Genomic DNA, 26,713 nt, shown 5'->3' with positions numbered 1-26,713 from the left:
GACGCAATCCAACCAAAGGGTCAATGACAAAAAGCCGGGACTTTGTCCCGGCTTTTATTTCAGTTCAATAGTTTGTTTTACTGGGATGAATCATTTTTTCCTTCGGACTTTGATGTTTCCTCATCCGGACCATATACGGTCGTGCGCTGTGTTGCTGAATCCCCACTATCATCATATGCGACAACCCGGATATCTTGCTTACCACGATTAAGATTTTTAGACAGTGTCGCAGTACTGCCAAATACATTCCTTAGTTCATCATTGATATACCATTCATAACGAACCAACTTGCCATCTGTATCAACACATTTATTTGTGAAACTCCAGCTCAAATTGGTTTCTGTATAGCTTAACGTACATTGCGGAACAGAGTTTTTTACAACATCAAAATCTACTGATGCGGTTCCCCGCTGCCCCATTTTACTGACAACATCCATCGTTATTACATATTTTTGCTCAGTAAGACCGGAAATTACTTGCGCCCAATAATTTTTACTACCCTCGACAACCTTACCATTTACTTTGTACGTCACGGTATCAATGCTGTCAGCAGAGTGCGCCAGCTTAATGTTAGATCTTAATGTGACATCAAGAGGCGTCCTCATGAACTTATTAGAGAATTTCGGGGTCATTTCAACAGTCATCGGAGTTTGCTCATCAACCACGAAGGTATTTTCAATACGCTGTTCGTTGTTACGGTTATCGCGGAAAATAATCATCAACGTATATTTACCCGGTTTTGCGATTGCAAATTCCTTCGTATCCCCATTATCTTTTAAAACAGAGATATTTTCTTTATCGTAGATCCACTCCCGTGAGTAAGTTACTCCCGGATAGTCCCCGTCTTTTATTCCGTTCAGGGCGACGTGTAATGTCGACGGGGCCATAGTGTATTTAAGCTTCGTATTGACTTTCATTTCAGGGAACTTATACACCCAGGACTTAACCGATACCTTCCGCGAGGAAATGGTACTTTCCTTGCTGTCAGCGAGCCATGCACTGTATGTAAATGCCGCATAGCCTTGCTTATCCAGCATCTCCTCTGTCAATGTCAACGACAGATTAGACCCACTGATTTTCTGTCCGTCAGGGGTAGTCCATTCTTCAATGACGTCATTTCCGTTCTGGAAACGGCTGTTCGGGTTGGAGTATTTGCCATCTAAAGTAACTTTACTTCCCACCTCTACACTTGAAATTCTGCTCACTGAAACGGAAAGGCGTTTGGGTTTAGCGACAGTTAACCGCGCAGATGTCTCTTTCCATGAGGACTCTTCAGCCAAGTCGTCTGAATCCAGATAACGCATCCGGGCATAGATAGTCGGCGGAAGCGTCTCAGCCGAAGATACGCTATAGGTCGTGTCACCCTCGACCCAATTAACTTTATCTTCCGACCACATCACTTCAGCCGTACCCTGCGGAATAGGCTCATCATTATCCAGCAGCGTGACAGGTAAATCATCACCTTCAAGAATTTCCGCAATATCAATACTCAGCTTAGGCTGTTTGTACGTTACAACTGTCAGCACGTCGCTAAATGACACTTTCGACGTAAACTTGTTGGTCATTTTGGCCCTGTAGAGCCACTTACCAACTTCAGATTTCCTGATTGAAATGCTTCTCTTCCCTGTCATATCCGAAAGCATCGTCCATGTCTGCCCATTGTCAGACGACTCCTGCCACTCGGTAGGCGCAAGCGCATCAGAGTTTGCGGTACTGGCCGATTTGAAGTTTACAAGCGTACTTAAAGGGATACGACCGATAATCAGGCTCTTTGAGAGATTACCTTCCAGTTCTTCACCCTTATACACACGGATGCCGATCGCACTGGTTTCCCGGGTCAATTCAAAATCAGCGAAAGGCGAACGAACTTTAGCTATCCCGACAAGACGCATGTTCCCGAGATCCATATTCTCGATTTTGATCTTTGTTTCGACCATCCCTGCATCATTCACTGGCAATGCTTCGGTTAATGGGGTACGTTCATAAGTCGTTTTATAACGCCCTGTTTCTGGATCTTTACCATAGACGCTTTTCTGAGCGTAAATGGTTACATCCCAGTCCCCCATTGTCGTCCGGCTAAATGAGCTTTTGCGGGTTGAATTGTTATAGCGCCCAACTGAAACCTTCACCGGTAGTTCCATTGTAGTAGCCGTTTTTTTGTCATCAATTTCCATTGCTGCCCGCATGTTAAAGTCAGGGACCGTATATACATTTAGTGTATCTGCGGTCCGCATAGTCGGGTCCTTCGTGTACTCAACAGCAATATCGAATACATTCTTCGTCCACAGCGGGGCTGCGGCCACTTTTAAACGCTGAACGAAAGTAGTAGCGTCGTTATTTGATGAACGGTTTTTAAACGTCGTTTTTTCGCTCTCCCCCCCGTTTTGCGATACATAGACTGTCACATCAGCTGGTACCACTTTTGCCAAGATGCGAGCAACTTCCCCACCTGTTGTGTACGCTAGTACAGTGTTAGGGTTAATCCCCGTGACCACCTTGTTTTTCTTGTAAGTAATTTCAGGGTTATACGGCAGTTGCGTTTTAAGTACACGGCGATTTTTAGCCGATACTGCTTTAGAGCCCTTCCCGTTTATCATATAAACTTGGTAGTCGAGAAGGTTATCGCCTGTTTTATTGAAGAACCCTGTCAGACCTGGCGTCCGGCCTTTAAAGTAAAATTCAAGCCCGTCCGGCACATTGTTCCACTGCGGGTAACAGGCAATGACATCAGATTTGCTACCATACCACTCAAGATAAGCCTGCGCGTTCTCTTCCGTAGTAAAGAGAGTGCATTTATCACCTGCTGTCTGAACCATCAGGTCGGTATATTGCCTAACGCGTGAGTATAAGGTGATGTCTTTCTCCAGGTTTTTAAGCGCGAACCCTGTCGGTTGATATGTGAAAGTGGTATTGAATGTCACAATCTTGCCATACAGGTTTTCCGCCACGACTGTGATTTCGTGGTCTTCATTCACCTCCAGATCATCCCCCACCGGCAGATAATAAATGCCTTTGATGTTCGTTGGGGTGAGCTCAACAACTTTGTTATCGATAGTAACGGCTTTAATATCCGCAACACCGGCCTGCCCCTGGAATGCGGCAACAATGATTTCATTTAAGAAATACACAGGTGCTCGTTTTGCCAGAACTGCCCCATTTTTAAGCACCATGAGTGTGGGGTTATCTGAAAGCATAAGTTTGCTTTCAGGCTCATTGTACGTAGAAGTATTCTTGCTAGTGTTTTCTACAGTGAACGAGGCGGCATAAGAGCCATTAGTAAGGTCTGTTAAGTCAAAGATGTACAGATATGCATCGCCGACCTTCTGGGGGCCGCTCACGGGCTGGAGGGTGCGGCGTATTGGTGTTGCCCAGGATTGCTTAAAGTCGATAACCGTACCATCATCTAAAGTAACTTTTGTTGTCGGCTTAAATACTCCGTCCGGCATCATCGTCAGCGTCATAGCTGTTGGCAACCACCACTCACCTTCAGTCTCTTCCTGAGGCACTTTGACGGCTACAGCTACCGTTTTAGCTCCGGTATAAATCTCCTGCCCACCAATATTGATAGTTTTAGCTTCATCAGTGAAATTCCAGAGAGTATGGTCAACAACCGGAGGACGATAGTCCCAGGTAAGCGTCAGTTTCTGCGCTTCGGGAGGGGCGAAGTAGTTATTTTTAGAATTAGCGGTGACTGTTATTTCCCGTGAACCTATCAATAAATCCGAGTCACGTACCTTAATACTCCCTACATCGATAGTGCAACTGGTCCCGCCAATAGGAACTTCACAGGCAGAGCCCGACCCAATAGAGATATATTGCACAAAATTGCGGGGTTCTACTGAAATGGCAAAACTCCTAATCACTTCATCCTTAATATAGGATTTAAGTGAGTAACCCTCCTGTACCAGCCCATCCATTGATGATTTTAGACCAGTGATCGTAGGTTTAACCGGTACGATAGCATTAACTGTATACTCCCCTTTCACCACTTCAATTTTCTGCCTTTCTGTGCCGGAAAAATAAGATATTTTATACGGGAGTTTTTGCTCTCCAGCCGTATTAGGTATCCCAGATAGCGTGAAGCCGTTGGCAGTAAAGCCAGAACTATTTGGAAGCCATTCAAAGAAGCAGACAAGATTATCCACCGTTGATGTCGCACGATCATCAACCGTCAAATTACATGCGGTGCCAGAGCCTGAAGCAGTAATTGTATTGTTATTTACGAATGCAACAAAATCGCCCGGCCCGGGATTAAATGTGACGGCAGGTATATCAGCCTGGAGTTTTCCTGAAATCATAATTGCCTCGGCATTTACCGACTTAATCGAGGCAGTTAAAGAAAACAACAGGGTTAAACATAAACCTGATTTTCTCATGACGAACACCTGTTTTTTTACGCAGAATTAAAATTACTCTACGATAAAAAAATCTGAAATCTTGTCCGTTAAGAGGTAAAAAAAATTAATTTTTTACTCAAAATTGAGGTTTTTTAACTCACTGACCGCTTTTCGACTCCGAAAGGCGCAAAGCAGTGATTATCGACTCTGAGGATACATATGGCATCTTTAGCGTCAAGAACCCAAGCAAAAACAAGCCTGTTGAAACACAATCCATTTGTGTTACAGGAAGATTATAATTTAAGGGTTTAAATGCTCCTCTTTCGACCGGAACAATTCCCGCTGTTACTAACAGGCCCCCACGGTCATTTGGCCCGATATTGATATTTTTGTAGGCGGGGTGTGTGCGATGGGTTGTTTTTCTCTTTTCTAATTTAAGTGTCGCTTTAATTCTCAGAAAAACAGAAGCCAGCGCCATGGTTTCGTTTTGGGATAATTTCATGAGGATGCTTCCCTCAGAATTCCACCCAAATTCCCTGTTGTTAGCAGGAGGGGCGAACTGGAGTGTGAGGTAATACTTTTCAGCCTCGCTTATGAAGGCAGAATTATCAGAAGACCGACTTTTGTCGAGATTCGCTTCAATTGCCATCGCTACTGACTGGCTGAACACCCTAACCCGCTGAACCTTCTTACCAGTTGCTTCCAGTTCTTTCATCGCTATGCTCTCTTCCTATAGAACCATGTTCCGGACATGACTTCATTATCCTGGATATGCTTCAAATCCGAAATAACAAAACCACCTTTTCCTTCCGAGATGATCATGGTGTAAGAGCTGGTATGCACAAGCCTAGAATTTTTAATTGGCAACCCCGTACACTTAACAGAAATTTCCTTAGGCTGAACTTTTTCAACAAAAGTAACTTTTGATGCAACACCATTGATATGTACGCTTGTGTTATCTGCAATCTGGACGTTCAACGAAGGTGTGGATTCTTTATCACAGGGTTGAAAAACAGACGTGGTTTTAAGAACGTTGCCAGTAAAATCGTACAAGTCTGGCTTTGCAGGTTTTGCGTTAAAAAGCGAGTAACTCCCCGCAAATGTGAAACCGAGCACTACAAGAGGTACTAACTTCTTAAAATTAACTTTCATCCTCCAATTCCTCTCCAATTAGGTGTAACGCACTCACGCACATAAGCCTAAGCTGGTAAAGCAAATTGTCGGCAGTGATACCACCAACAAATGTCACCGTACGGCGTATTGAAACACCACCAGGCTCGCATTGAATATGACCAATCCCCGCATCGCGAAGAAAATCATTCTCGGCGCTTACGGAGTCTGCTTCCGCAGGCGGAATGACCACTTCGATGAGTATTGTATCAATTGGAGCCCATTCCCAGTCGTACTTAAGGGAGGAAATTGGAGCGATAGAAACATGAAATTCATCAATATTAAAAATTACAGGTTTTTTGCCCGTTGATGCAGGCTGAATGAAAGGATTCTCGACCAAGACAACTGGGAATTCAGAAATAAACAAAACTTCGATTAACTGATCTCGACGTAATCCATGTATTAGTGAGTTGCGTGATAACATTCAGCCAGCCTTTATTATAATAATCAAACAGTTATACATGATGCCGTTAGTTTCTGTTCTCATTCCGCTTTCACGGCAGAACCCCTTGGGATCACAGGGGTTAGGATAACAAAAAAACTAACCTAACCAGTAAAGCATATAGATTTTTAACATGAAATACTAAATAAGTACCAATTTCATCAAGATATTTCTTACTACCACCAATACTTTAGGACAAATCCGTACATGTTTTACCACCTGTACTGACATCGTGCAAACGAACAACATGAAACAGAAGCTAAATCACCTTTTTTTAGTGGTACACCTAACCAAAATTAGGTTTCATAAAACAAACTGGTTAGACCTGAAACAACCAAAGCATTTCATAATAATTTTTTGAGCAGAATCTGTAATCCTACATAGTTATTTAACTTGTTATGAAAAATTAAGCTTCCAAGTACTCTATGTAACCGGTTTAACATTCACAATCAACTCATAATAATATACCAATAAAAAAGCCAGCTGGTAAGCTGACTTTTTTTAGAGATTTAAATCTCTAATTAATTGATATTTCTGAATTTACTTCGCAAGATTTGCGAGGTTTGCATTGAGCCTTTTCTTCTGCCGTCTTGTCACACACTGCCCTTGCGCTTTCTCACTGAGCACCATGTTATCATTCGGAGCTACGTTAGCATCAGCATAACCATGATTAGTTTTTAGAACTGAATCATTCTGTTTTGCGCTTGTAACAGGCGATAAAGACTCTACAGTCAGAAGGTTGGCCTTTTCGACCTGTTCAGTAGCCATTAACTCTAGCTGCTGGTTCTTTTCTGTCTCTGGCTTTACTGCATAACCGACATCAGTATGACTATTAGTTGAAAGAGGTGCAGGAGGATTTTCGAAATTATTAATTTTTGATAAAAAATCGTTAAATTTCGAATCAAGCATAAGACTAATTTGTTCTTTCAACTGTTCATTGCTTAAATCATTCTTTTTAAATTCATCATTAAAGAAGCGATTGAGATCAGCAGCTGTTAATCTCTCATTCAATCCATTAATAAAACTTGATAGTTCGGGGAAAAGATTATTTAGCACTAACCCCGTAGTGATTGCTGACCTTATTAGTGAAAGCTGCTCACCACGATGTGTTAAGTCATTTTTTTTCAAAAAATTATAGGCGTACGGAGATTGTCTTTCCGATAACCAAAACGCGCTAATCTGAATGCGATCGTTTTCTTTCTCAGATTTTTTTGCCATAAATCCCCTCCCCTTATCAAAACTATCATCACGCAAAAACAGTATCTGCAATAGCCAGTGACAATGCGAATTGCGGATTATTAACCAGAATGATTTTTGATTTATCAAAATGTTTACGCACTGCCGATTCAATCAGGTAAGAGCCCCCACCGACAAGGAAAACATTGTGCGGCCGTTCTTCCACCTGAGTGACTGCTTTTATCACTTTTTCTTGAAGTTGCACTACGGCACCATTTACAGCCTGGAAGACGCCTTCAAGGTCATCCGGAGACACCTTAAGTGAGGCTTTATTTTCACGATTGTCGATCAGGTGATGAATGTAAGCGTTACTTGCGTTTAGCTTTGCAGAATCCAGATAGCGACGGATTTCATCGTATACGATCGAACAACCAATGCGGTCAAAACCCCTGACACGGGAGATCTGTTCCAACTGACCAGTAATGCTTGCGACATCAAGTGTTGTCCCACCTAAATCGATTACCAGACTTGATTCAAAAGACTCGATTGATTCGATTTCATCCGCACGAGTTACCGCTGGAAGTGATTCAGGGAAAACGGTAACTGAAACAACATTAAATGAAACACGTTTACCATCAATATAGCGCTCAACCGGCTTCATCAGGTTATCTTTTTTTCGTTGGATGTTTTCGTTATTTGTTTCACCCAAAGCAGTATAGAACTGACTGAGTGGCAAAGTAACGTAGAGATGAACATCCTGCGGCTCTAAACCTGAAGCATGAAGAGCATGGTGAACATTTAAACGACTGATCTCGTCGTACTGGTGCGCTACGTCAGTAGTTTCAAGAGCATTGCTGGATTCACTGTGATGCGAGAATCTTTGAAGCCCATCTATTAGGTAATTAAACGGAATAAGCCCGTCATGACTTACCCGGAAATCAGCAACAAAACTATTTTGAGTTAATAAGGGAATTAGGTCACCTTGATTGTTAACGCAAACCAGTTTTGCCGCTTTACTACCATCATCAATAACAACTTTAAGAGTCTCTTGTTCAGTAGAACTAGATTCAGCTACAGCCAGTTTTGTTTTTGCTAATTCAGTCATGCAGAATCCCTCGGATTGGTTTATTTAACCCACCATTTTTCAATGAATTTTATACACTAATGGTTTCATTAGGTCAACAAAAAGGAAGCGAAAATATCATATAAGTCATTGTTTAAAAAAGAATCCTTCCATTTTAGATAGGGGATACCTCTATCTATGTGTACACTTGATACACACATAGAAAAAAACGTTTTCTTCAGTATTACTGACACCCAAAATCCAATTCAAAGGCGGTACTTGCCAGTATTTTTTTAGTTACCGAAGATGCTTTCAAATTCTATTTTGCCTAATCGCAGAAATTACCCCTCTTAACGAAAAGATTGACGACGCTCATCCGGTATTATTACTTCACATTTTACAAGAGGCATCTATGGCATCCGAGCACGTCCAGACAATTGACCTTACCAATTTCTCCGGAAGGGTTTTCTTTCTGGCAGATCCCCATGGGCATTATTCGACCCTTTGTAACCTTATCCATTCGATATCATGCCCTGATGAGGAATTAATCATTTTCCCTACTGGTAATCTCTTTGATTATGGTCCTGAGCCCATGGAATTAATGACAGCGATAAACACTGGGATTTTCGACGGCCGTTCAGTGCGTGTGTTCTCAGCTGCCGGGGCTGGTGAAGAGATGATGAAAAAGCTTTTACCCGCCAATAATGATCGCAGGACTTATTATCCAAGTACATTTATTAACGAACGATGGTGTGCAAGAGGCGGAAGTTGGCATAAACAGATTAATCGCAATTATCTTGAAGAGGAGATCAGAAAACTACTCTCCACGCAGTTAGCCACGGTGATGAAGGTGCTTTTTAAAAATAATATTACTATCGGTGTTTGTCCATCCGACTATACCGACATACGACAAGGATTCGACAATACATATAATGCTCTTCTCGCATTTAATCAAGCAAACGTAAATATCTTCCAGAGTCAGTTTCTTTTTGGCATGGAGCACGCCGTCAGGCCAATGAATATTAGCAATGTCAACCTAGTGGTACTGGGTCGGAACCCAGTTAATAGTATCAGAAAGGCGCATGGGTTACCGCTGACGAACTTACCTGTACTCATTGGCAACTGCCTTCATATCAATACTGGCTCTCTTTACATGTCAGCAATCAGCGATCCAGAACTACTGGCTCCTGGTATACCTCGTACTACAGTTCCGGCAATAACACTTGTCGAGTTGATTCTGGCGTCAACACCGACGCTGATTTGTCACCAAATGATTCTTCATAAGAACGGTATTTACACACAAAACTCGGTACCACTTAACCTAGATTTAAAAGATAACAATATAGAGGCTGTTTTATAATGCATAAATTAAAACTTATACTGTTGCCGGTGCTGGTATTTATGGGTACATCCATCATAGTAAACGCATCGACTAAAGTCTCAATGCCTACTTTTCAGCAGTCAGTAGGTAAATCTAATGCACGCTATGAATATATTTCTATTGCAGCAAATTATGTCAACGGAAGATGGCTTGTTGATGGTCAACAAAGACCAGTAATTAAAACAAGCATGACTAAGCGTAATTATCTACAGATTGAAAACCAGTCAGCTTTTACCTCTTTGAATCTTGTGATACCCAAAATTGCATTCGACGTTATTGCTAAAAATGGCGTGCTCTTGTCGAAAATTGTATCCCTGGATGAAGAAGCAGCCGGAAAAAATATTTTATGGCTAGAGCCGGGTTCCAGCCTGATACTTTCATTCGTCAATGATCTATCCAGTACCCCATTACAGGCGATAGTCTCCGTAAGAAAACTGAACAAAGACGTTATTGCGATTTTTGGGCCTGCTCAGGACAAAAAATTTACCCTGCCTCCATCTTCAAACACTCAGCAAGCTTCAAAGGAGTATGCCCCTGCACCGGAAGTCGCATTAAATCTCACTGTGCCCAAAAAACTTCGCCCTGCCGCCAAAATCTCAGATTACTCGAATGCAACTTTACTGCCCTCACATATCTACGAGATCAAAGCGGCAGAAAAAATCAGGTCGTTTAAATTTTCAGAGTTTGTTTGGGTTGGTAAGCGCAACAACCTCGTACTTGGTTCTAATTATTTTTCTAATAAATTAACGGTTTATCCGGGGGATAACCTTCTCTATCAGCACCCTAAAGAAAACGACTATGAGGGCTGATAATGCTTAAAAAAGTAGGAGTGATTTTTTTCTGTCTTTTGACTGGCTGTCAGTCGGTTGGGAGCAAAATTGCAGACCTCCCTTCCATAGGGTTTGACCCTGTAATGAGCAACAAAAGTGACGCCTATACCGATGGAAAAGTTACTTTTTTGATTGAGAGCTCAGGCACTGATGTCTGGTTACTCGCCAAGAATGGGACCACTGAATTTATAGAGATATCTGATCTGAATCTGGCCGGAAGCCGTTGTACCTATTCAGCGCGTGGGAAACAGTTGATAGCACCTAGTTCAGTTTCAATGTTTGCGGTTCCGACAGTCGGCTTACTCGGTCTATGCTATGACAACAATGACCAATTAATATTTATCAACAATGCGTTTACGCGAATTTCACAGAATTCAAGTGATGGACTCACCTTACCATTGTTGTTCAGTATTAAATATGAATTTCCCGGCTCGAATGAAACAAATTCAACGATAGTAGCGCAGTCATTAAATCTGGCATTTTTGAAACAGGAGCAATCATGAAATCTATATTGGCAATCATTTGCATTTGCTGCTGCCAAGTGGCCTTTGCATATCCTTATCGCATCTACACTGCACCTGACGGTGCCATTGTGAAAAATATTCTTACCAATGAAGTAATAGGTAGAACACCCGTTGAAGTCGATGTCAGCAATACTGAGGCAGGATCAACATTCGGGATATCTATGTATAGGCATGAAAATGTTGCGATAAAAATATTCACTGTAATGCCTAGTGCGGAAAATAACTTTACTGTTTCAGGCCCTGACGTTGCAACGATGTCTTTACCAGGTAAAGCTCCTTTAAATGTAATGAATGACAGCAATGCAGCGGCAGTTCATATAGATCTCAGACCTTTTCTTTCTGAACCAGCAAATCAACCTTATCAATAGAAATTCAGGTCCCAGCGATAGGGACCTTTCTACTCATTTGTAATGAGCAACTTTGTATTATTAATCATTAAGTTACTATTATCAGATGGTTTGAATAAAAGGCCTGCACTAAAAAATTCCCGCACCCAAACGATGCGGGTGTTGCATAATCTAATTATTTATTTTCTCTTAACTTTAATTTTATAAATTCCTCAATTTCTGCGATTAATTCGCTGTTCATTCTATTAAATTCAAAACGTATTTTTCGTCCAGATGCACTTTTGCTAATCCTTGCATATTTATCTTTATTATCAAACTCGGCTAATTCACGAGTATCCCAACCCTTACTAGGCGGATTTATGTCAAGCCCTTCAACTACCGTTGTGATTTTTTGTATTACGGTCTTCTGTGCTTCTGTAATATCGCTAACATCCATGTCTTTTATTTCGTCCCGAACACTATCTACAACCTCTTCAAGAGAATATAAATTCTTCTCTATGTATTTCTGTAGTCGGGATAGACGATTATAATACGAATTTGGAATGCCTTCATAGTCAGGAAATAGAGCAATAAGAGAATGATCTATCTTCGCAGCCTGGACACGTTTAGAAACAGATACGTGGCTGATACCAAGAAATTGAGCTAGCTCCTCATTAGTTACAAATCCAAGTTCTTCCATTTTCTGTAAATACTGGAATCCAACCTCACGATAAGAAAATCTTCGTGAGGTCTGTGCTGCTGTAATGATGGAATTAATATCTTCCGGGGATAGCTCATCCGGCAACACCCATAATGGCAAATCCTTTCCCGATTGTATGCAACAGAAACGCCTACGACTGCCTTCTATAAGCAGATAAACCCCATCCCTTTTTACAGCAACGCCCTCGGTGTCTACTCCCCTTTCCTCAATTTGTTTCAGGATATCCCGAACTGCATTTTCAGTAAGAGCTTCCTGATTTCGAGGGTTCATAGGGTGTACTGCGGTTTCCAGTTTCACCTTTTCAGCCGGAACAATGATGTGTTCAGCCTCGAGCTTACGGTTGTTGTGTAGTGTAAAAAGCTTCCTTAGTCGAGGCTGTGATCTCAAGCCCTGAAGTCCTGAACGATGGCTGACTTCAGTACGCTTAGGTGCATTAATATAGCGGGATTTGTCACTTCCGATATGCTGCTCATCACTCATGCGTTACCCCTTTCTTTCGCAGAAAAACTCTTAATCTCATTTATAAATTGCTGGTAGACCGCCATTACTGATTCTTCAGCCACATCAAGCTGTTTGGGAGAACACAGTTCCTCAGACTTTTTAATATCTAATACGGTTCTTCCCCTAGAAGCTGCGGCTTTAAATGCTTCGGAATTTTTGATATTTGCGGACATAAACAGTTCCTGCACTGTTCTTACCAGTTTATCCAGGACAATTTTTTCGTATGGACTTTTATCGTCGACGTTTACAGCCAGCACTTTGAACCACTTCAAATTTTCACCCTTGCTCGGCGATTGTTTGAAACGCTCACTGATCGTCAACATGAAATCAGTTGTAGATGCATAATCATATTCACGAGGTGAAACGGCAACCAGGATGCCATCAGCAGCTTCATCAGCTGCCCAAGTGAGGGGCGAATCCTCTGGTGGAGTATCTATGATAATCAAGTCGTATTTTTTCTTCAAAACAGGCAATATAACCTCTTTGAAGCGAAGTAATAATTCTGTGCGTTCTTCTCTGGAACACTGCCAGTATTTATCTTTGAATCGCGCATCTGTAGGAAATGCTGTTATAACATCAAGATTTGGAAGGTGTGTCGAAAAAGGCATACTTTCAATGATTTCTTCTTCCGAATACCCTAAATTCAGGTAATTTTTGTAATCGGAGTCCTCTTCATATACCCCTAAGATGGCGTCAACTGCGGTCAGGAATACATCATCATCCGCTACACTTTGGATCATCCCGCTACCAATAGAGCCTTGTGGGTCCCATTCGATCAACAATATTCTGGCATTTAGCTGCAAATCAAGTGCTGCCGCGACCGCAAGAGCACCTGAAGTTGTACTCTTCCCAGTACCTCCCTTATGGTTCTGCGTTACGATTGTACGGCTATGGTAATAGTAGCTGTACCGTGGGAAGCCCAGCGCATCCATGATTTTTTGGACGTCCCATCGGGTATAGAGATGGTTTTTGTTCTGATAGATAGGAGCACCAACCACACCTTTTTCTTCAAGGTCTGAAAGGATTTTGTTAAAAGTGACGCGTGATTTTCCAAAAAAGTCTGACAGGTTTTTTTTATTCAAACAATGGTTATAGATGAGGCGATCTACACCGTCAACGCTATCATCTGAAACTGAAACCCTTGAAGAGACCAATAACGATTCTTTCAGGGAAATCTGCTCGCTCTTCATGCGTTGACCGACAAGGGCGATTTTATCAATTAGATTCATTCTCTTCCGATCCCTTTTAACCTAAATATTAGAATTAAACGCATATACGTAAACTTTACGCATAATGCGTACAGTTGCGCCTCATGCGTTTAATTGTAACCTCATTTCAATTTCTTCGCTAACTTTCTGAATCTTTTTCATCGATATTGGAATTTCTACCTCACAGACTTACCTTGTTATTTGTTTATTGCGCTTTTTTATGAGTGTTGATTTCAATTTTGACGGATAACAGAATCTCGGCTCAAAGGGGCTCTTCTATCTTGTGATTAATTGCCGCCAGGGCCGTTCATTTTCCAGCCAGTGTTTGGCGATTAAGGGGGTTAAATCAGTACCCCATTACCCGGACAGCTTCCTTCACTGGCTGGCGATTAAGGGGGTTAATCAATGCACCGTTACTCGACCAGCTTCTTTCACCGTCTGGCGATTAAGGGGGTTAAATCAATGCACCGTTACCCGGACAGCTTCTTTCACTGTCTGGCGATTAAGGGGGTTAAATCAGTACCCCGTTATTCGAACTAGCTTCCTTCACGGGGTTGCGATTAAGGGGGTTAAACTCCCCAGCACTCGAACTGCTTCATATATTGGATGGCAACTAAGGGAATAAATTCCCTGAGATCCACAGGAGGGTCTATCCATAGCGTAAAATTTTTACTGAGAAAATTTAAATTTGGTCATAAGAACTGAGAAGAGAACATTTTTCAGCTTGGTATTTCGACCAAAATGTTATCTCAGAATTTAAGCTTGAAAAATCTCTTAAGCAACCAACACCATAAGTCCATTTAGTAAAGAGATTAAGTTACAACGCTGAATCACAGCTTAAGATATAAAGGAAGGACATAACGAGGTGACTACTGCTTTTAGGTTGAAACACCGCCTTAGGGATAACTTTCAAATCGAAACTCAGGTTAGGCCGCGAAAATTTCTTTATGGTTGTTTGGTGATCATTTATTCAAAAATATGAAATTTGACTCATAATCAAGCCGTCATAGACCAACAAATTTTTAGGCGACCGCTAATGCGGCGGGGACCTTTCAGAATTGCCTGATGCTCTCTAACTGACGGTTTCCATGCGGTTCAGAGGGCAAACAAATATTTATATGAATATTTGTGCAAATCAAAACGACTGTTCACTTTATCAATGAGTTTTCCTTGCAGACAACTTCTTCAGAAATCTAGATGAGAATACAAAAATAACTTGGTATAAGAGGATTGGAGTTTAATTCGATTTCCTTCTCTTTGCTATATAATGGCGGTCCAGACAAGCGTTTATATTTTACTCGGTGAACTTCTAATGAGGGACAAAGGTCTTGCCATATGCCAGGTTTCAACAAAATCATCTTCAGATATGCACTCATTCTTGAATGAACCTAAGATTATCTTGGCTCATGATCTAAATGAAGGTAAGCAGAATACTCCATACTAAGGCAGGAACTTTGAGCCTGAGGGTTTTATATGGAAGTTACTTTATGCAAGGCACGCTAAAATTTAACAATTACAATATGCTTTTGAGCGTTACTGACCCAATGTTAAAGAGTTTGTTGCCCGCATCAAGTAAAAGGGAAATGAATAGGTTCTCAGCAAATTTCTCAATTCGAAAAATATTATGATGTAATTATAAATACAGATCTAATGTCATATTTATGTTTTTTTGGTCGCAACGTTAGTTTTCACATTGATTGAAAAATCAAGATTAACAATGTTGCTGATTCTATTGAAGTCTAAATGGTTACTTATTCAAACCAATATATCAATATAGTGCAATCCTATACAACTCACCGTGAATTTGGTTTGCTAAGCAAACCATTTCACAGTCTTTTTTTAGTTTGCCGAGCAAAAACAACTTAGAAAAACCAGATTCGAATTAGTTAACCAAACCAGCATCTAAAAGAATTATCACTGTAGTTTCAATGCTTTAGCATTAACAAAAAAATTAAAACTTATTTTGTGTTTTGCTAAACAAACCAGATTTTTGTGTATTGTTTTAATGTACATGCAATCGATACTTTTGGTTGAAACTTACAACCATAATCTCTGCATCCAAGGCAAACACTTTACTCAACACAGGGTTAGTCTGATGAATCATCAGCCATGTATAAGCCACATAACCCGCCAGCTTAGACAGAAGTCACAGGCCCCCCTACCAACACTATTTTTCAAAGAATATGATGGAATTATTTAGGAAAGAAAACTCGAGTTAAAGATCCTGAGCCTGGGCGTTGTTGGCGGGGGAGGGCAGGGATAAAAATTAACAACCTTCAATTTGAGAACCGTATGGATACCTCATTAAGAAAATGAGGTATCCAGTACAATTTAAACATCATACAGCTGCTTTGCTCGCAACTTCTTGTTGGTACAGAATCTCGATCGCTTCGCCGTAAGAGCAATCAAGGCGGCTTTGAATTTCCCATAACTTTCCACGGTCGGAACTGTCAGTTGTAAAACAAAGCTCCATTTTCCTGTCTACATAAAGACGACAAATCTCCTGGAAATTTTCAAATCGAACAAGCATCTCAGAAAAGGCACGCTTTACCGTTCGTATATTTTTCATACGCTCATATTCAGCATCTGTAGTAGAAAAGTAGTTATTAGCCTTCATGGCTTCTATACTCTCTTTTTCCTGCTTCATGATGATCTTCCACGGCGAGTTGGCCGTCAGAGCACGACCTACCGAGGAGGAAAAGTAATCTTCAAAAGACTGAGTAATACAAATACCAGCACAGTGTGTTTTCCTGAATCGGCGCCAAGCAGCTTCAAGGAAAGATGAGAAAAACTGATTTGACTGGTTACTTGAACCTGAAGCATTGTCCGGGCGAATATACTCCCACGCCTCATCAAGTATGAACAACCTGCGACGGCCGTCTTTTTTGATAAACATTGCATGCTGAGCGGCCTGAATGATCGACATTAGCACGACTGTCTGGAGGTGAGGGGTGCCCTTCAGCTCTTCGAGTTCAAGAACAATAAACCGACTACCAAAATTTATTGGCGGGAGATTTTCGGTAAACCGATTTCCGTAAATTCCTCCTTCACACCATTGTCCTAGCTGCTCTCCGATATCTTTAATTCGCTTATCTTCATGGGCAAAACAGCGGCGAGCAAATCCTGTGATAGAGCCTGTACGACCGATTTTTCGTGATTCGTTATATTCCTCCCCAATCAGTTGCAGCATGACCGATTGTTGATAATCGTCAATATTTCCCTTTTCAGATGCCATTATTTTTAACTGGTTCAGGACCATAATGGTCTGTGCAACTTTATCCTTTTCGTCGTCGTTATTATTTGAATCGTCATCGAAAACAGGCGCTTCATCAAACACTCGCTCTGCAACAGTGACATCAGTCAAAAATGCGAACGGATTCAGAGTAAAATCAGGGCTTTTACCAAAGTCTATAAACTGACTATTTGTGTATTGCTCCGAAATACCCTGATATGAGCGACCAACATCAACTACGAAAATCTGGGCCCCATCTGGATCAAAGGCATCATAAGCGTTGTTTTTGAAACCTTCAAAAGTATCGCGATAATGGATCAGATTATTAGAACGCGGCCCAGCGCCAAGATAGTTATTAATGATGTATGCAACCCAGAACGATTTACCTGCACCAGAAGTCGCCCCAATAACCATGTTATAGCTAGCAGAAGTCTTGAAGATATCAAGCCCCAACAGCTGGCCTTCTCGTGAGACGAGGTTAAGCACGGGCCTGTCAGTATTACCTTTCCATGGTCCGAATAGCGGAGTCATGTGTGCTGCACCAGTATTACTAACGACCTCAAAACGATCCAGATCTAGTATTGTTTTTGGGTCATTACACATTGGAAGGGAGGAAACAAACGAGGGAAAGACTATGAATGAATCATCTGCCACATTAACACGATTTTCCAGATAAAATGATTTTAGCTGGTTTGCGGCAGACTGAACATCAATTGCAGAATTCCCCATAACGGTAAAAGTCAGATAACTGTGTAGGAGACGTGCCCCGTCTTCCAGTTCACGAGTTACCGTCATGTAATCATTATCCATATCCTTCAGTCTTGGACAAAACGTTAAAACTGTCGGGATACTTGCTTGTTTGTTTGTAATTGCCTTATATCTGACGTTATCTCTTGCTAACTTTAATGGGTCCGCAAAATGGACAGTCTGCGTTATCATGAATGGGCTAAAGATTGTTTTTCGACCATTCATCCAGTTAACTACAAGTTCATACATGCAGCCAAAATTTACATATTCTGGAAATTTGACCACTGACAATTGTTTGAAAAAGCGTTGTTCAGAAACATCATTACTCTGAGTTGTAGAAGAAAAGTTATTTTCAGTAACTGTATATTTTCGACCAGGGACATTGAGCTGTTCGTTTAGACGTCTCATGGTATTGACTTCAACATGACCTTCAGACCATCGCGAATTTTCTCCCGGATGCAATAACTTATCCATGCAATAAAGCCAGTTTTCGGCGCCAACTTTATGTGGGAAAAGGCCTAATGTATTCAACTTACTGATGAGTTCAGAGTACAGCGCATCGACCCGAGTTTGTTCCATTTCAGTAGGCAACGCTGATTTCAAAGGAATTGAGAATGAAATCCACACCTGAAAATCACGAAGCATCAATTTGTCATGGTCCGGTTTTAAAGGTTCATGCAGGCTTCGGTGATAATAGTCAAGCTGGTAGCCAGTCAGCAAATCTGCCTTAAGCTTATCATGACCTTCCATTCGACCACCACGAACGGCAGACCAGGCACTTAAGTGCAAGGTCAGGTCCGGCAGGGCAGTTAATGAGGTTTGACAGATAGTGTCAGCAGGGAAGTCCATTTTAAATAATTCAGCCAACACATCCTGCTGATTATCAAAAATACCAGGCGAAGGGTTACAAATAAACATAAACCCAAGCCTATTACCGTCAATTAGAAAATAATTCGTACCTGGGATCTGGTCATATACGGGAATAAACCCACCTAGCTGTTGACGTTTCAACTCTTTATTATAGATGTTAGCAGATTTCATTAGCGACCTCAGAGTTGTCTGATAATACCGTTAGACGAAACTGCTTTGGTTGCTCGCTGTTGCTGTTGCATATTTTCACGTGCAGCATCCTGAACTTCCAAAGGAACAATACGCGCTGGATTTGATGTAGAATTCTTACCCGCAATCCAGGTTTGCGGTTTGACATTCACATATACAAAACCAGGCAAATTTAACGCGTCATTATCATCCGTGTATGGTGCAAAGGTGATCCTCATGACGCGACCTTGTTGAAGTACAGCAAGCGGTTCTGGAGCTACGACAGCCTGTTTGTACCCTTGTGTACGGTACTGCTGGATCTGGCCTGAGCTGAGGGTAGGGTTTACAGGCTTTCCGTTATTAATTGAGTAAAGGTCTTTACTGGCATTTATATCGGAATCCGGCGCAACGTAGCGCTGTACAGGCGCCGGAGTTACAACCTGGGTTGCTTGTTTCATAATTTCAGCAGTCGGATGTAAAAAAGGGTTCCCAGAGGCTCCTGTAGTGCTGTAACTCGTTGTCATCGTTACATTTGAATTAACGGGAATGCCACTTATAGGTCGCGGCCCAATTTTTGACATTGGCGCCCCCATTTTTAGTGTCTCATCGTACATAACCGGGATCTGGCCATCAGGTTTATTTTGCGTTGCCGTGTATATCACAGGCTTATTAACCAGCGTAGACGACTTCGGATACTGAACGGCGCCAGGGGGCGTAACCTGGACAGGGTACTGACTGTCATTGACAGCCGATTTCCCCTTTCCCGAATTAGCTTCTTCCTCCGCAAGGCCGGAAAGATCATCACGGTTATTCGTCAATTCCATAACTTCACGAGGGCCTTTACAGACAACCCCTTTTTCAATACCAGGGCATTCGGATTCTGAGCTGCCGATAGTACAACCCACCAGGTATGAAGATGAACTAACAACCAGTGCGCTGAAAATAATATTTTTAATGTTCATTTCATTACCTTATTTAGTTTCAAATGGGTTTTTGAGTAATGGTTCAACACTTTGTTTTAACCAGTAATCAAAGTCTTTCGGTATGCCATTACCAGAGAGTCCATCCTGTCTTACAACTGAAGGTACTCCCTGTAATTTATAAATACCTGCCAGCATTAAAGATCCCACCAACGGTTCAGCCGGACATGTTTCAGCCTCTTCTTTTGACAGGAGACGCTTTTCTATATCAGCCTTATTGCCCATAAGCCAACGCAATATATCAAGGTCATTCACTTTACCTTTTTCTTTACTGCACCATAATTGTCGTAATTTCTGCTTTGACTCACCCGGGGAGGGGATTAAAACGATGTCAATCCGGTATTTTTCTCGTTCATCATAAAATTTTTTTACTAAATCCTGGCAACCATCACAATCCAGTGTAATAAAAATAGCCGCTTGTCTTTTTAATTTTGGGTTCCCTAAAGGGATAGATGCCACAGTCGCAAGTGAAAAGGGAGCATCGTCTAAATTAATAAAGTAAGACTTTCGTATATCCTCTACTGATAAAACTGACTTCCTCTGAAGAATGTCCATGACGCTACCACCCGTTATTGTATAACGACCATCAGTGGTGACCGCCATCAGCTGAGACCGTTCATCCTGGAAGAGATAAAGGCCTCCAGTCGGGATGTAAATAGCATCTTTAGGTATATAGTTACGCATTTTTGCCAGTACACCCTCAAAAGGTTTAGTGGAAACTCCACCTTCTTTTGCTTTTTCCATTAACGCAGCTGCATCACTATTGTTTAATACACTTTCAGCAGCATGAGTTTGGAGCAGACACACTGTGCTCATGGAGACCAGCAGAGATAAAAGTAGCTTTTTCAATTATCGTATCCCACTTTCTTTTGTATCGCTTTGAAGTGATTGTACCTCACCAAAACTGTCATCAAGGTCGATATAAGAGACAATTTGAACATTCTCTGGAATAGTTACGGCTATTGATGCATCAATAACAAAATAGCCACGCTCACGGTAAGTTTGCATTAATGCTTTAAAGTAATTTTCAAAATTCTTTTTAGATGCTACCGAATCCAACACCGGATTCTGCTTATTAAATTCTTTCCTTAAAGTTTGCAAATCAAGAACGGCAATCTTGTAAGTCGGATTCGACAATGCTTTGACGCTGTCATAAACAAAACACGCCCCCTTGTATCCATAAATCACGAAAAGAACGATAATGCCAGCTAGCATCAGATATTTGAGGGCTTTCTCTATATCGATCTCCAAAGTTACTTTTTTAGTCGAACGGGTACCCCCAACAGGTTTAGACACTTTGAGCTTTACGTTATCAACAGAATCACTTTTTGTTCCTGGTTCAATGTTATTTTCCATAATTAACCTCAGCGGCTCGTCAGGTTTGTAGGTATTGTTGCGCCTGATTGAACGATAAACGTAATTGGGCGCCCCGGGCTAACTTCTACTATTGGCCACTGCTGTTCAGCAATTGATGTGTAGTAGTCCACAAGACGGTTTAGTCCTCCCTGAGCTGCTCCGGCTCCGGCCAGCGCTCCTAATGCCCCAACGTTTGGCGATTGGTATTGAGCCGTTGAGTTAGGGTCGATATCTAGCGAAGACACTTTAGATGGGCTCAGACTACCAGCAAGTGCTGACAGGCCTCCCGCAAATGCAGAACCAGCGATCGCATTTCCATTTCTACTTATCAGATTTCCACGAATTCCATTTTTCCCGTCGTTTTCACTAACTGCGTATGCTTCAAGTTTTACGTCGAAAGCTTTTCCTTTCGAGTTCACGCAAGATATTGATGTTGCTCGGATGTATGCTCGCTGTGACGCTAGATCACCCACAGCTGAACCTAATAAATTGCAATCTCGCAAATCCATTGTGAAATTGTTTGGCATGATAATGTCTTTTTTAATGCGCATTGTGACCGGCATAGGTTCAGCTTTTGAGGACAGGCTCGTTGGTGCTTCCAGACCGTTAATTAGCACCCCAGTGATAATTGACGTCGCAGGGAGAAACATTTCGTCCTTACGGGCCGCGTGGCGAGCTTTACTATCAACAGGAGCAGTCCCATCACCGCGAATAGTACGAGTCGGGGCCTTTTCACCGCCAGCAACAACCTCACGGCCCTCCCTTATCCGGTTCTCTGAAATAGGCATAACTTGAATGACACCATCAGTACCACTTGTCTTTATTGAACTCTGCGTGATCGTCCGCATTGGACTATTTCGGGTCGGAGTGATCTGTGCGTATCCGGAACTGACCCCATTCACAGCAGCATTTGGGTTAAGCTGATAAGGCGTTACTGGTGCCTGCTCATTTACGTTTCTGCGTGCCCCACCAGTGTCGAGATTACGATTACCATTTCGCGAAGTCTGAATGTCACTCAACTGCGTCGAGAGTTGCTGAACTTGTGAAGCGAGGTTGGCGATCTGTACTTTACTTTCTTGCTGGGCCTTTTCGGCTTTTTCCCGGTCAGCCTTTGCAGCATTCTGATCAATGCGGTTCTGCCTGACCATTTCGTTATAAGTCTTCTGGCTTTCCTCATTACTCAGCTTATTCATTTGTGAATCATCAATCAGGAAACCTGTTTGTAGATCTTTTTTCTGAGTTTTCTTCTCTTTTTTAGCCGGAGTGGAAAAAACTGATTGAGTGATAACAATCATCAGAATAATCAACGCAGCACCAATTACTGAGATTCTGACAGTTTTATTTTCCCAGGCATTTTTAATGTCCATTATTAGCTCCACTCTTTGGTTGCTGGAATCGCTTAACTTTCAAATTTCGTTCGTTTTCTGTCATCTGAGGCACGATATAAGGTTCACCCGCTCTGGGCCATTTATCTTTAACCGTCAATTCTGAATTATCAGAATTAACAGGGACTAAATTCATACCATTAGTTCGAGAACCATTTCCTTTAATTTCATTAACTCCGTGCCGAGCTTCAAACTCGGTTGAACTTCCAACAAATTTCTGCGAGAGGGTAGGGTCGCTTATAATTATCGTGTGTTCTACAAAGGCATCTTCAGCAATCTCACCCGCCAGGTGGTCGTCCGGAACTATATTTACAGTCCCTTTTGGAATGTACTCAGTTTGGTAGTAATAACTGGTACACAGAAAAACAACCAGACCAAACGAGCTCCCTGTAAGAAAAGTAGCTTTTCTCATTTTATCTTTTAATCAGGCTTGGGCGTGTGGTTACACGAGTCTGACGCTCTTTAAATAATTTATCCCGCACAATGTAAAGCTCGGTCTCCTCCCCAGGCTGAAGAAATGCTTTATCGAACAAAGCGCTTGCAATTACACCTTCAGTTATACATTGCTGATCAGCCACAACCTGGCCGTAAGGCTTGTCATTTTTTACAAGAATTACATCTATCAATTCCCGAGAGCCCACAAGCCTTTGCCCTAACTTGGAATACATATTGAAATTACATGGGGTCTGCTCTGAGCTCGGTATACGTGACAACCGGTCTTCTTGTAGACTAAAACCAGAAGGTACCTCACCTAGTGCAACCGGAGTCAGCAAATCAATGATTCTCTGTTTATGGTCATCCTGCCGTGGGTCAGAGGGAGTCAACTCTTCTGATTGTGCTCGTGCCAGCATCTCATCATAATTATGTTTATCCAGAGAGTTTTCACGTTTCGCCTGCATTGTCGGGCTCAAAGATGTTGTAACTGAAATCATTGCTCCAGGTACATCCAGCGGTACCAGTGTCAGGTTATAAGTCGATTCAGGGACTGAATCTTCTGAAAGCATTATTCCAATTGGCTTATCTGTATTTGTTGAAATAAATACATCCCCGCCATTAACGAAAATACTTGCTTCATCAATTGGCGTTGAAGTACTTACAGATGCGTTTTTAAATGAAGTTGAAATTCTATTTTGCAGCCCACGTGAAACCGGCAATACAATATTTCCGCCCGGAGGGACGTTTACTCGCTGTACTTCTTTGTACCGATTACGCGCTTCAACATATAGCTCATCTGATTTTGAAGGGGCTCTGGTGTTTTGTTCATTTTGTTGAGATTCTTTCCCTGCCGGTCTTCCATAACTATCAAAATTACCAGATTTTGCCTGTTGCTGATAACCGACAAGCGTCGGGTTTTTTGATAACGCCTCAGTTATCTCATTGACAGCAGGGGAGGCGCTGCTTGCAGGAGATAGACTTGGTAAAGCAGTGGTCGGTTTTGTTGTTTGTGTAGTCTCAGTCCCGGGGACGTTGCCAGTATCTTTAATAATCGCATTTTTAATACCGTTCTGAAAATCATCGGCCCCGACAGGCATAACAACGGGATTATTTACTGTCGCCGGTAACTGATAGTCTTCAGCAAAGACTACATTCGAAGTTGCCAGAAAAATCATTGCTGTAATCGCGTGATAGCGAAAGCCCTTTTTAGAAGTCATAATTAATTACCTGTTGACGGCGGCGGATTATCGAGTGTTGCCAGTTGTTCTTTGCCGTTGATTGTAATTTTCTTAATATTTGGCGTACCTGAATACTGATTAACATAGGCTATGCGTGGCCGTCCGTTTTTCATTCCCAGCACCCATTCAAATGTCCATTTTGATGATTCAGTTTTGTCCGGAACATTAATCAAACGGGTTGATTTTGTTCCCCAGACGTAGACCATGTCATTTTTGGTGTCATAATACATATCGATCGGTTTAAATGACTGCTCAACACCACGCGCCTGCATTATGTTGGTCTGCTGCTGTAATGATTCCCGGTTTTTTTCCTGTAAATCCGGAGAAAGCGCATCCAATATAGTTGTTGTTACAAAGCCTATGTTTGTTGGGTTTATGTTCCCAATTAAAGTACTGAAGAATAAAGCCCACTGCGTCTTATATGATTCAGAGGCTTTATTTCCTACGACTTTAACTTCTTCCGTCATATTCGGCGGAAGCACAATAGTCACAGGGTCAGTAAAAAATTGATTTTTTACCACTAAAACTGCGATGATTAACATTGCAATTGAATTGACGCGTATGAGTTTTTCATCACGTTTAATCAATGCACTATAAGTAATTCCAATTTCAGAGGATTCAATTTCCTTACTAAAGCGAGCTTTAGAATCCCGAAAACGTCCTATTGCTTCTTCGCCTCCAGATTGCAAAGTCTCTTCCTTTTTATCAAAATCGCCATTACTGGCATTTTTGATGAATGGAATTTTAAGTCTGCTGAGAAGTTTCATTCTTAGCTCCATCAAGAATAGAGGTTTCTGATAAATGGATCGGTAAAGTAACGACTACTAAACACTGATTTTCCCGGTAACAAGCCGTACCACCACAGCTTATGTTTGAGTTTACCTCTAACTCCTTCTTCAGAAGCTTTTTTATATGCAAACCAAAACACCACAGCAATAACTACAGAAGTTATAAAGAAGTCAAAAATATTACCACTCGCGATAGTCACGAAAGTTATACCCAGTTGCTTTGCATCCCAGAATAGAATTAACAAAGGCATATTAATTCTGTAAGGGAAACGATAAGTATGTGGCGGTACCTCGTACTGACTTGTCATAAAAACTCCAGAGAGGGGGAATATCCCCCTCATCGTTATTGTTCTAACAAATCACAGCGGGATACCAGCATCCAGGAATGAGCTGATAATTTTTTCACCGTTTGCCATTATCAGCATCATTAATGCTGATACCAGCGCCAAACCAAGGTTAGGTTTCACAACTCCGAAATAAGCTACGGAGAACAACATGCCGCAAGCGATAATTTTACCCGGCGCACCAGTTAAGGCTTCACTCATGTAAGACCAGATATCGCCGAAGGCCCCGTCATCGGACCCCGCATAGGCTAAACTGCAACTTGCTAAAAACAGGAGAATAAACAAAGCCACTTTTGCTTGTTTGGACTTCAGAAATGCAAAAGCATTCGCTTGTCCTCTTTTAACGCTAGTATTCAATGTCAGTTCCATAATTACTCCGTATTGATTTGAGGTCACGTAAACGCATTTGCATAATACTTTTTATTTTCCTTTCATTTTTCTCTTAACCACCCTTTTTTTAACCTTAATTGCACTTGGTGTTTTTTTAGCCTTTGAATGTCAAATGTGAATCCCGCGTGTATAAAGGATTGAAGAAAGTGAAAAAGATTATTTAACTTTATGGCGAAGAAGTTCATCATCTATCGCTTAAGCATTTTTATGATGCCGATCAAACCCAATATTCGAGAAAGCTCAAATCAAGGATTTCATTCTAGAAAAGTCACTTTTCCTCCATTGATACAAGTGCTTTTCATTCGAATCCTGTGTCGCCCCCATTCATCCAAATGCTTTCCAACCAATGCTCCTTTCCCAGTCTCATTCATGCACATGCCTTTCGGCTAAAATCACATTTTCCAACACCATTTATCCAACTGCTTTTCGACCTCAGACAGTTCTCCGGAACCCATTCATAAAAATGCTTTCCGAGCAAAGGCACCTTTTCAGATCCGATTAATCCATATGCCTTACGTTCAATGACACCTTTTACGGACTCATTAACGCAGATGCCTTTCGGCCAAAGTTACATTCCTCCCCCCATTTATCCGAATGCTTTCCGACTACAGACACCACTCCGGATACCTTTTTTCAGATGCTTTCTTGTAAAAAGCACCTTTTACTCTGTCCCATTTATGCAAATGCTTTTCGACTACAGACACCACTATGGAAACCATTTCTTCAGATGTTTTCTGGTAAAAAGCATCTTTTACTCTGTCCCATTTATGCAAATGCTTTTCGACTACAGACACCACACCGGAGCTCATTCGTTCAGATGCTTTCTGGTAAAAGGCACACTTTACATATCCGACTCATCCAAATGCTTTCCGATCAATGACACCTTTACGGCGCCATTCAAGCAAATGCTTTTAGACCAAAGGCACCTTTTACTGTCCCATTCATGCAAATGCTTTTTGACCAAAGGCACTTTTTTTACTGTCCCATTCATGCAAATGCTTTTTGACCAAAGGCACTTTTTACTATCCCATTCATGCAAATGCTTTTAATCAAAAGTCACTTTTCTTACACCATTGAAGCAAATGCTTTTCATCACCACTA

At 41.6% G+C, this 26,713-nt stretch carries 22 protein-coding genes; 4 read left to right on the top strand and 18 right to left on the bottom strand.

From position 1 onward, the window contains the following. Positions 1-77: 77 nt before the first annotated feature. From rsp to parM, 6 genes are all read right to left on the bottom strand, one after another. Positions 78-4,376, bottom strand: a complete 4,299-nt coding sequence (rsp, locus tag FQZ95_RS13375) for an IncHI-type conjugal transfer protein RSP (RefSeq protein ID WP_097509729.1) — start codon at positions 4,374-4,376, stop codon at positions 78-80. Between the two features lie 118 nt (positions 4,377-4,494). Next, a complete protein-coding gene (locus tag FQZ95_RS13370) occupies positions 4,495-5,052 on the bottom strand; it encodes a plasmid transfer protein (RefSeq protein WP_172903201.1) in 558 nt (185 codons plus the stop codon). 2 nt (positions 5,053-5,054) lie between these two features. Next, positions 5,055-5,489 (bottom strand): plasmid transfer protein, encoded by a 435-nt coding sequence (locus FQZ95_RS13365; protein ID WP_097311343.1) that lies wholly within the window; start codon positions 5,487-5,489, stop codon positions 5,055-5,057. Further along, positions 5,479-5,931 carry a transfer repressor gene (locus FQZ95_RS13360; RefSeq protein ID WP_097311344.1) on the bottom strand — a complete coding sequence of 151 codons (453 nt, stop codon included), beginning with the start codon at positions 5,929-5,931 and terminating at the stop codon, positions 5,479-5,481. Before FQZ95_RS13360 ends, FQZ95_RS13365 begins: the two co-directional genes overlap by 11 nt. A 558-nt stretch (positions 5,932-6,489) precedes the next feature. Then, complete coding sequence (locus FQZ95_RS13355) at positions 6,490-7,167, bottom strand: hypothetical protein (RefSeq protein WP_097311345.1); 678 nt, start codon at positions 7,165-7,167, stop codon at positions 6,490-6,492. Between the two features lie 28 nt (positions 7,168-7,195). Further along, on the bottom strand, positions 7,196-8,230 hold the full coding sequence (gene parM / locus FQZ95_RS13350) for a plasmid segregation protein ParM domain-containing protein (protein WP_097311346.1): 1,035 nt from the start codon (positions 8,228-8,230) through the stop codon (positions 7,196-7,198). A gap of 370 nt (positions 8,231-8,600) precedes the next feature. On the opposite strand from parM, the gene FQZ95_RS13345 reads away from it, so the two are divergent. Genes FQZ95_RS13345 through FQZ95_RS13330 form a run of 4 tightly spaced genes read left to right on the top strand, consistent with a single transcriptional unit; the run spans position 8,601 to position 11,291 of the window. Beyond that, a complete protein-coding gene (locus tag FQZ95_RS13345) occupies positions 8,601-9,548 on the top strand; it encodes a metallophosphoesterase (protein ID WP_097311347.1) in 948 nt (315 codons plus the stop codon). Then, on the top strand, positions 9,548-10,378 hold the full coding sequence (locus tag FQZ95_RS13340; RefSeq protein ID WP_237427996.1) for a hypothetical protein: 831 nt from the start codon (positions 9,548-9,550) through the stop codon (positions 10,376-10,378). The genes FQZ95_RS13345 and FQZ95_RS13340 overlap by 1 nt, the downstream gene beginning before the upstream one ends. A 2-nt stretch (positions 10,379-10,380) precedes the next feature. Continuing rightward, positions 10,381-10,902, top strand: coding sequence for a hypothetical protein (locus FQZ95_RS13335; protein WP_097311349.1), 522 nt, complete (start codon positions 10,381-10,383; stop codon positions 10,900-10,902). Beyond that, a complete protein-coding gene (locus FQZ95_RS13330; RefSeq protein WP_097311350.1) occupies positions 10,899-11,291 on the top strand; it encodes a hypothetical protein in 393 nt (130 codons plus the stop codon). The genes FQZ95_RS13335 and FQZ95_RS13330 overlap by 4 nt, the downstream gene beginning before the upstream one ends. Positions 11,292-11,445: 154 nt before the next feature. On the opposite strand, the gene FQZ95_RS13325 is transcribed toward FQZ95_RS13330, so the two are convergent. The 12 genes from FQZ95_RS13325 to FQZ95_RS13270 form a co-directional block, all read right to left on the bottom strand. Then, the gene (locus FQZ95_RS13325) at positions 11,446-12,450 is read right to left on the bottom strand and encodes a ParB family protein (RefSeq protein ID WP_097311351.1); all 1,005 of its coding nucleotides are present in this window, start codon (positions 12,448-12,450) and stop codon (positions 11,446-11,448) included. Further along, on the bottom strand, positions 12,447-13,700 hold the full coding sequence (locus tag FQZ95_RS13320) for a ParA family protein (protein WP_097509731.1): 1,254 nt from the start codon (positions 13,698-13,700) through the stop codon (positions 12,447-12,449). Before FQZ95_RS13320 ends, FQZ95_RS13325 begins: the two co-directional genes overlap by 4 nt. Positions 13,701-16,017: 2,317 nt before the next feature. After that, positions 16,018-18,699, bottom strand: a complete 2,682-nt coding sequence (trhC, locus tag FQZ95_RS13315; protein ID WP_097311353.1) for an IncHI-type conjugal transfer ATPase TrhC — start codon at positions 18,697-18,699, stop codon at positions 16,018-16,020. A gap of 8 nt (positions 18,700-18,707) precedes the next feature. Continuing rightward, entirely contained in the window at positions 18,708-19,658 is a 951-nt protein-coding gene (locus FQZ95_RS13310; protein ID WP_097311354.1) for a TraV family lipoprotein, read from the bottom strand. Between the two features lie 9 nt (positions 19,659-19,667). Continuing rightward, the gene (htdT, locus tag FQZ95_RS13305; RefSeq protein WP_183082998.1) at positions 19,668-20,420 is read right to left on the bottom strand and encodes a protein-disulfide isomerase HtdT; all 753 of its coding nucleotides are present in this window, start codon (positions 20,418-20,420) and stop codon (positions 19,668-19,670) included. Positions 20,421-20,525: 105 nt separating this feature from the next. Next, a complete protein-coding gene (locus tag FQZ95_RS13300; protein ID WP_097311356.1) occupies positions 20,526-21,032 on the bottom strand; it encodes a transcriptional regulator in 507 nt (168 codons plus the stop codon). A gap of 8 nt (positions 21,033-21,040) precedes the next feature. Further along, a complete protein-coding gene (trhB, locus tag FQZ95_RS13295; protein ID WP_097311357.1) occupies positions 21,041-22,399 on the bottom strand; it encodes an IncHI-type conjugal transfer protein TrhB in 1,359 nt (452 codons plus the stop codon). Continuing rightward, complete coding sequence (gene htdO, locus FQZ95_RS13290; RefSeq protein ID WP_097311358.1) at positions 22,389-22,829, bottom strand: plasmid transfer protein HtdO; 441 nt, start codon at positions 22,827-22,829, stop codon at positions 22,389-22,391. The genes trhB and htdO overlap by 11 nt, the downstream gene beginning before the upstream one ends. 1 nt (position 22,830) lies before the next feature. Further along, positions 22,831-24,069: a TraK domain-containing protein gene (locus FQZ95_RS13285; protein ID WP_097311359.1), complete on the bottom strand. Its 1,239-nt coding sequence runs from the start codon at positions 24,067-24,069 to the stop codon at positions 22,831-22,833. Between the two features lie 2 nt (positions 24,070-24,071). Beyond that, positions 24,072-24,857 (bottom strand): TraE/TraK family type IV conjugative transfer system protein, encoded by a 786-nt coding sequence (locus FQZ95_RS13280; RefSeq protein WP_160530291.1) that lies wholly within the window; start codon positions 24,855-24,857, stop codon positions 24,072-24,074. An 11-nt stretch (positions 24,858-24,868) separates the two neighbouring features. Further along, positions 24,869-25,186, bottom strand: coding sequence for a type IV conjugative transfer system protein TraL (locus FQZ95_RS13275; protein WP_160471632.1), 318 nt, complete (start codon positions 25,184-25,186; stop codon positions 24,869-24,871). Positions 25,187-25,237: 51 nt separating this feature from the next. After that, the gene (locus FQZ95_RS13270) at positions 25,238-25,591 is read right to left on the bottom strand and encodes a pili assembly chaperone (protein WP_097311362.1); all 354 of its coding nucleotides are present in this window, start codon (positions 25,589-25,591) and stop codon (positions 25,238-25,240) included. Positions 25,592-26,713: the final 1,122 nt, after the last annotated feature.

The organism is Escherichia sp. HH41S (assembly GCF_009820115.1).
Taxonomy (GTDB): Bacteria; Pseudomonadota; Gammaproteobacteria; order Enterobacterales; family Enterobacteriaceae; genus Escherichia; species Escherichia coli_F.
This window is presented reverse-complemented; position numbering and strand designations above follow the sequence as displayed.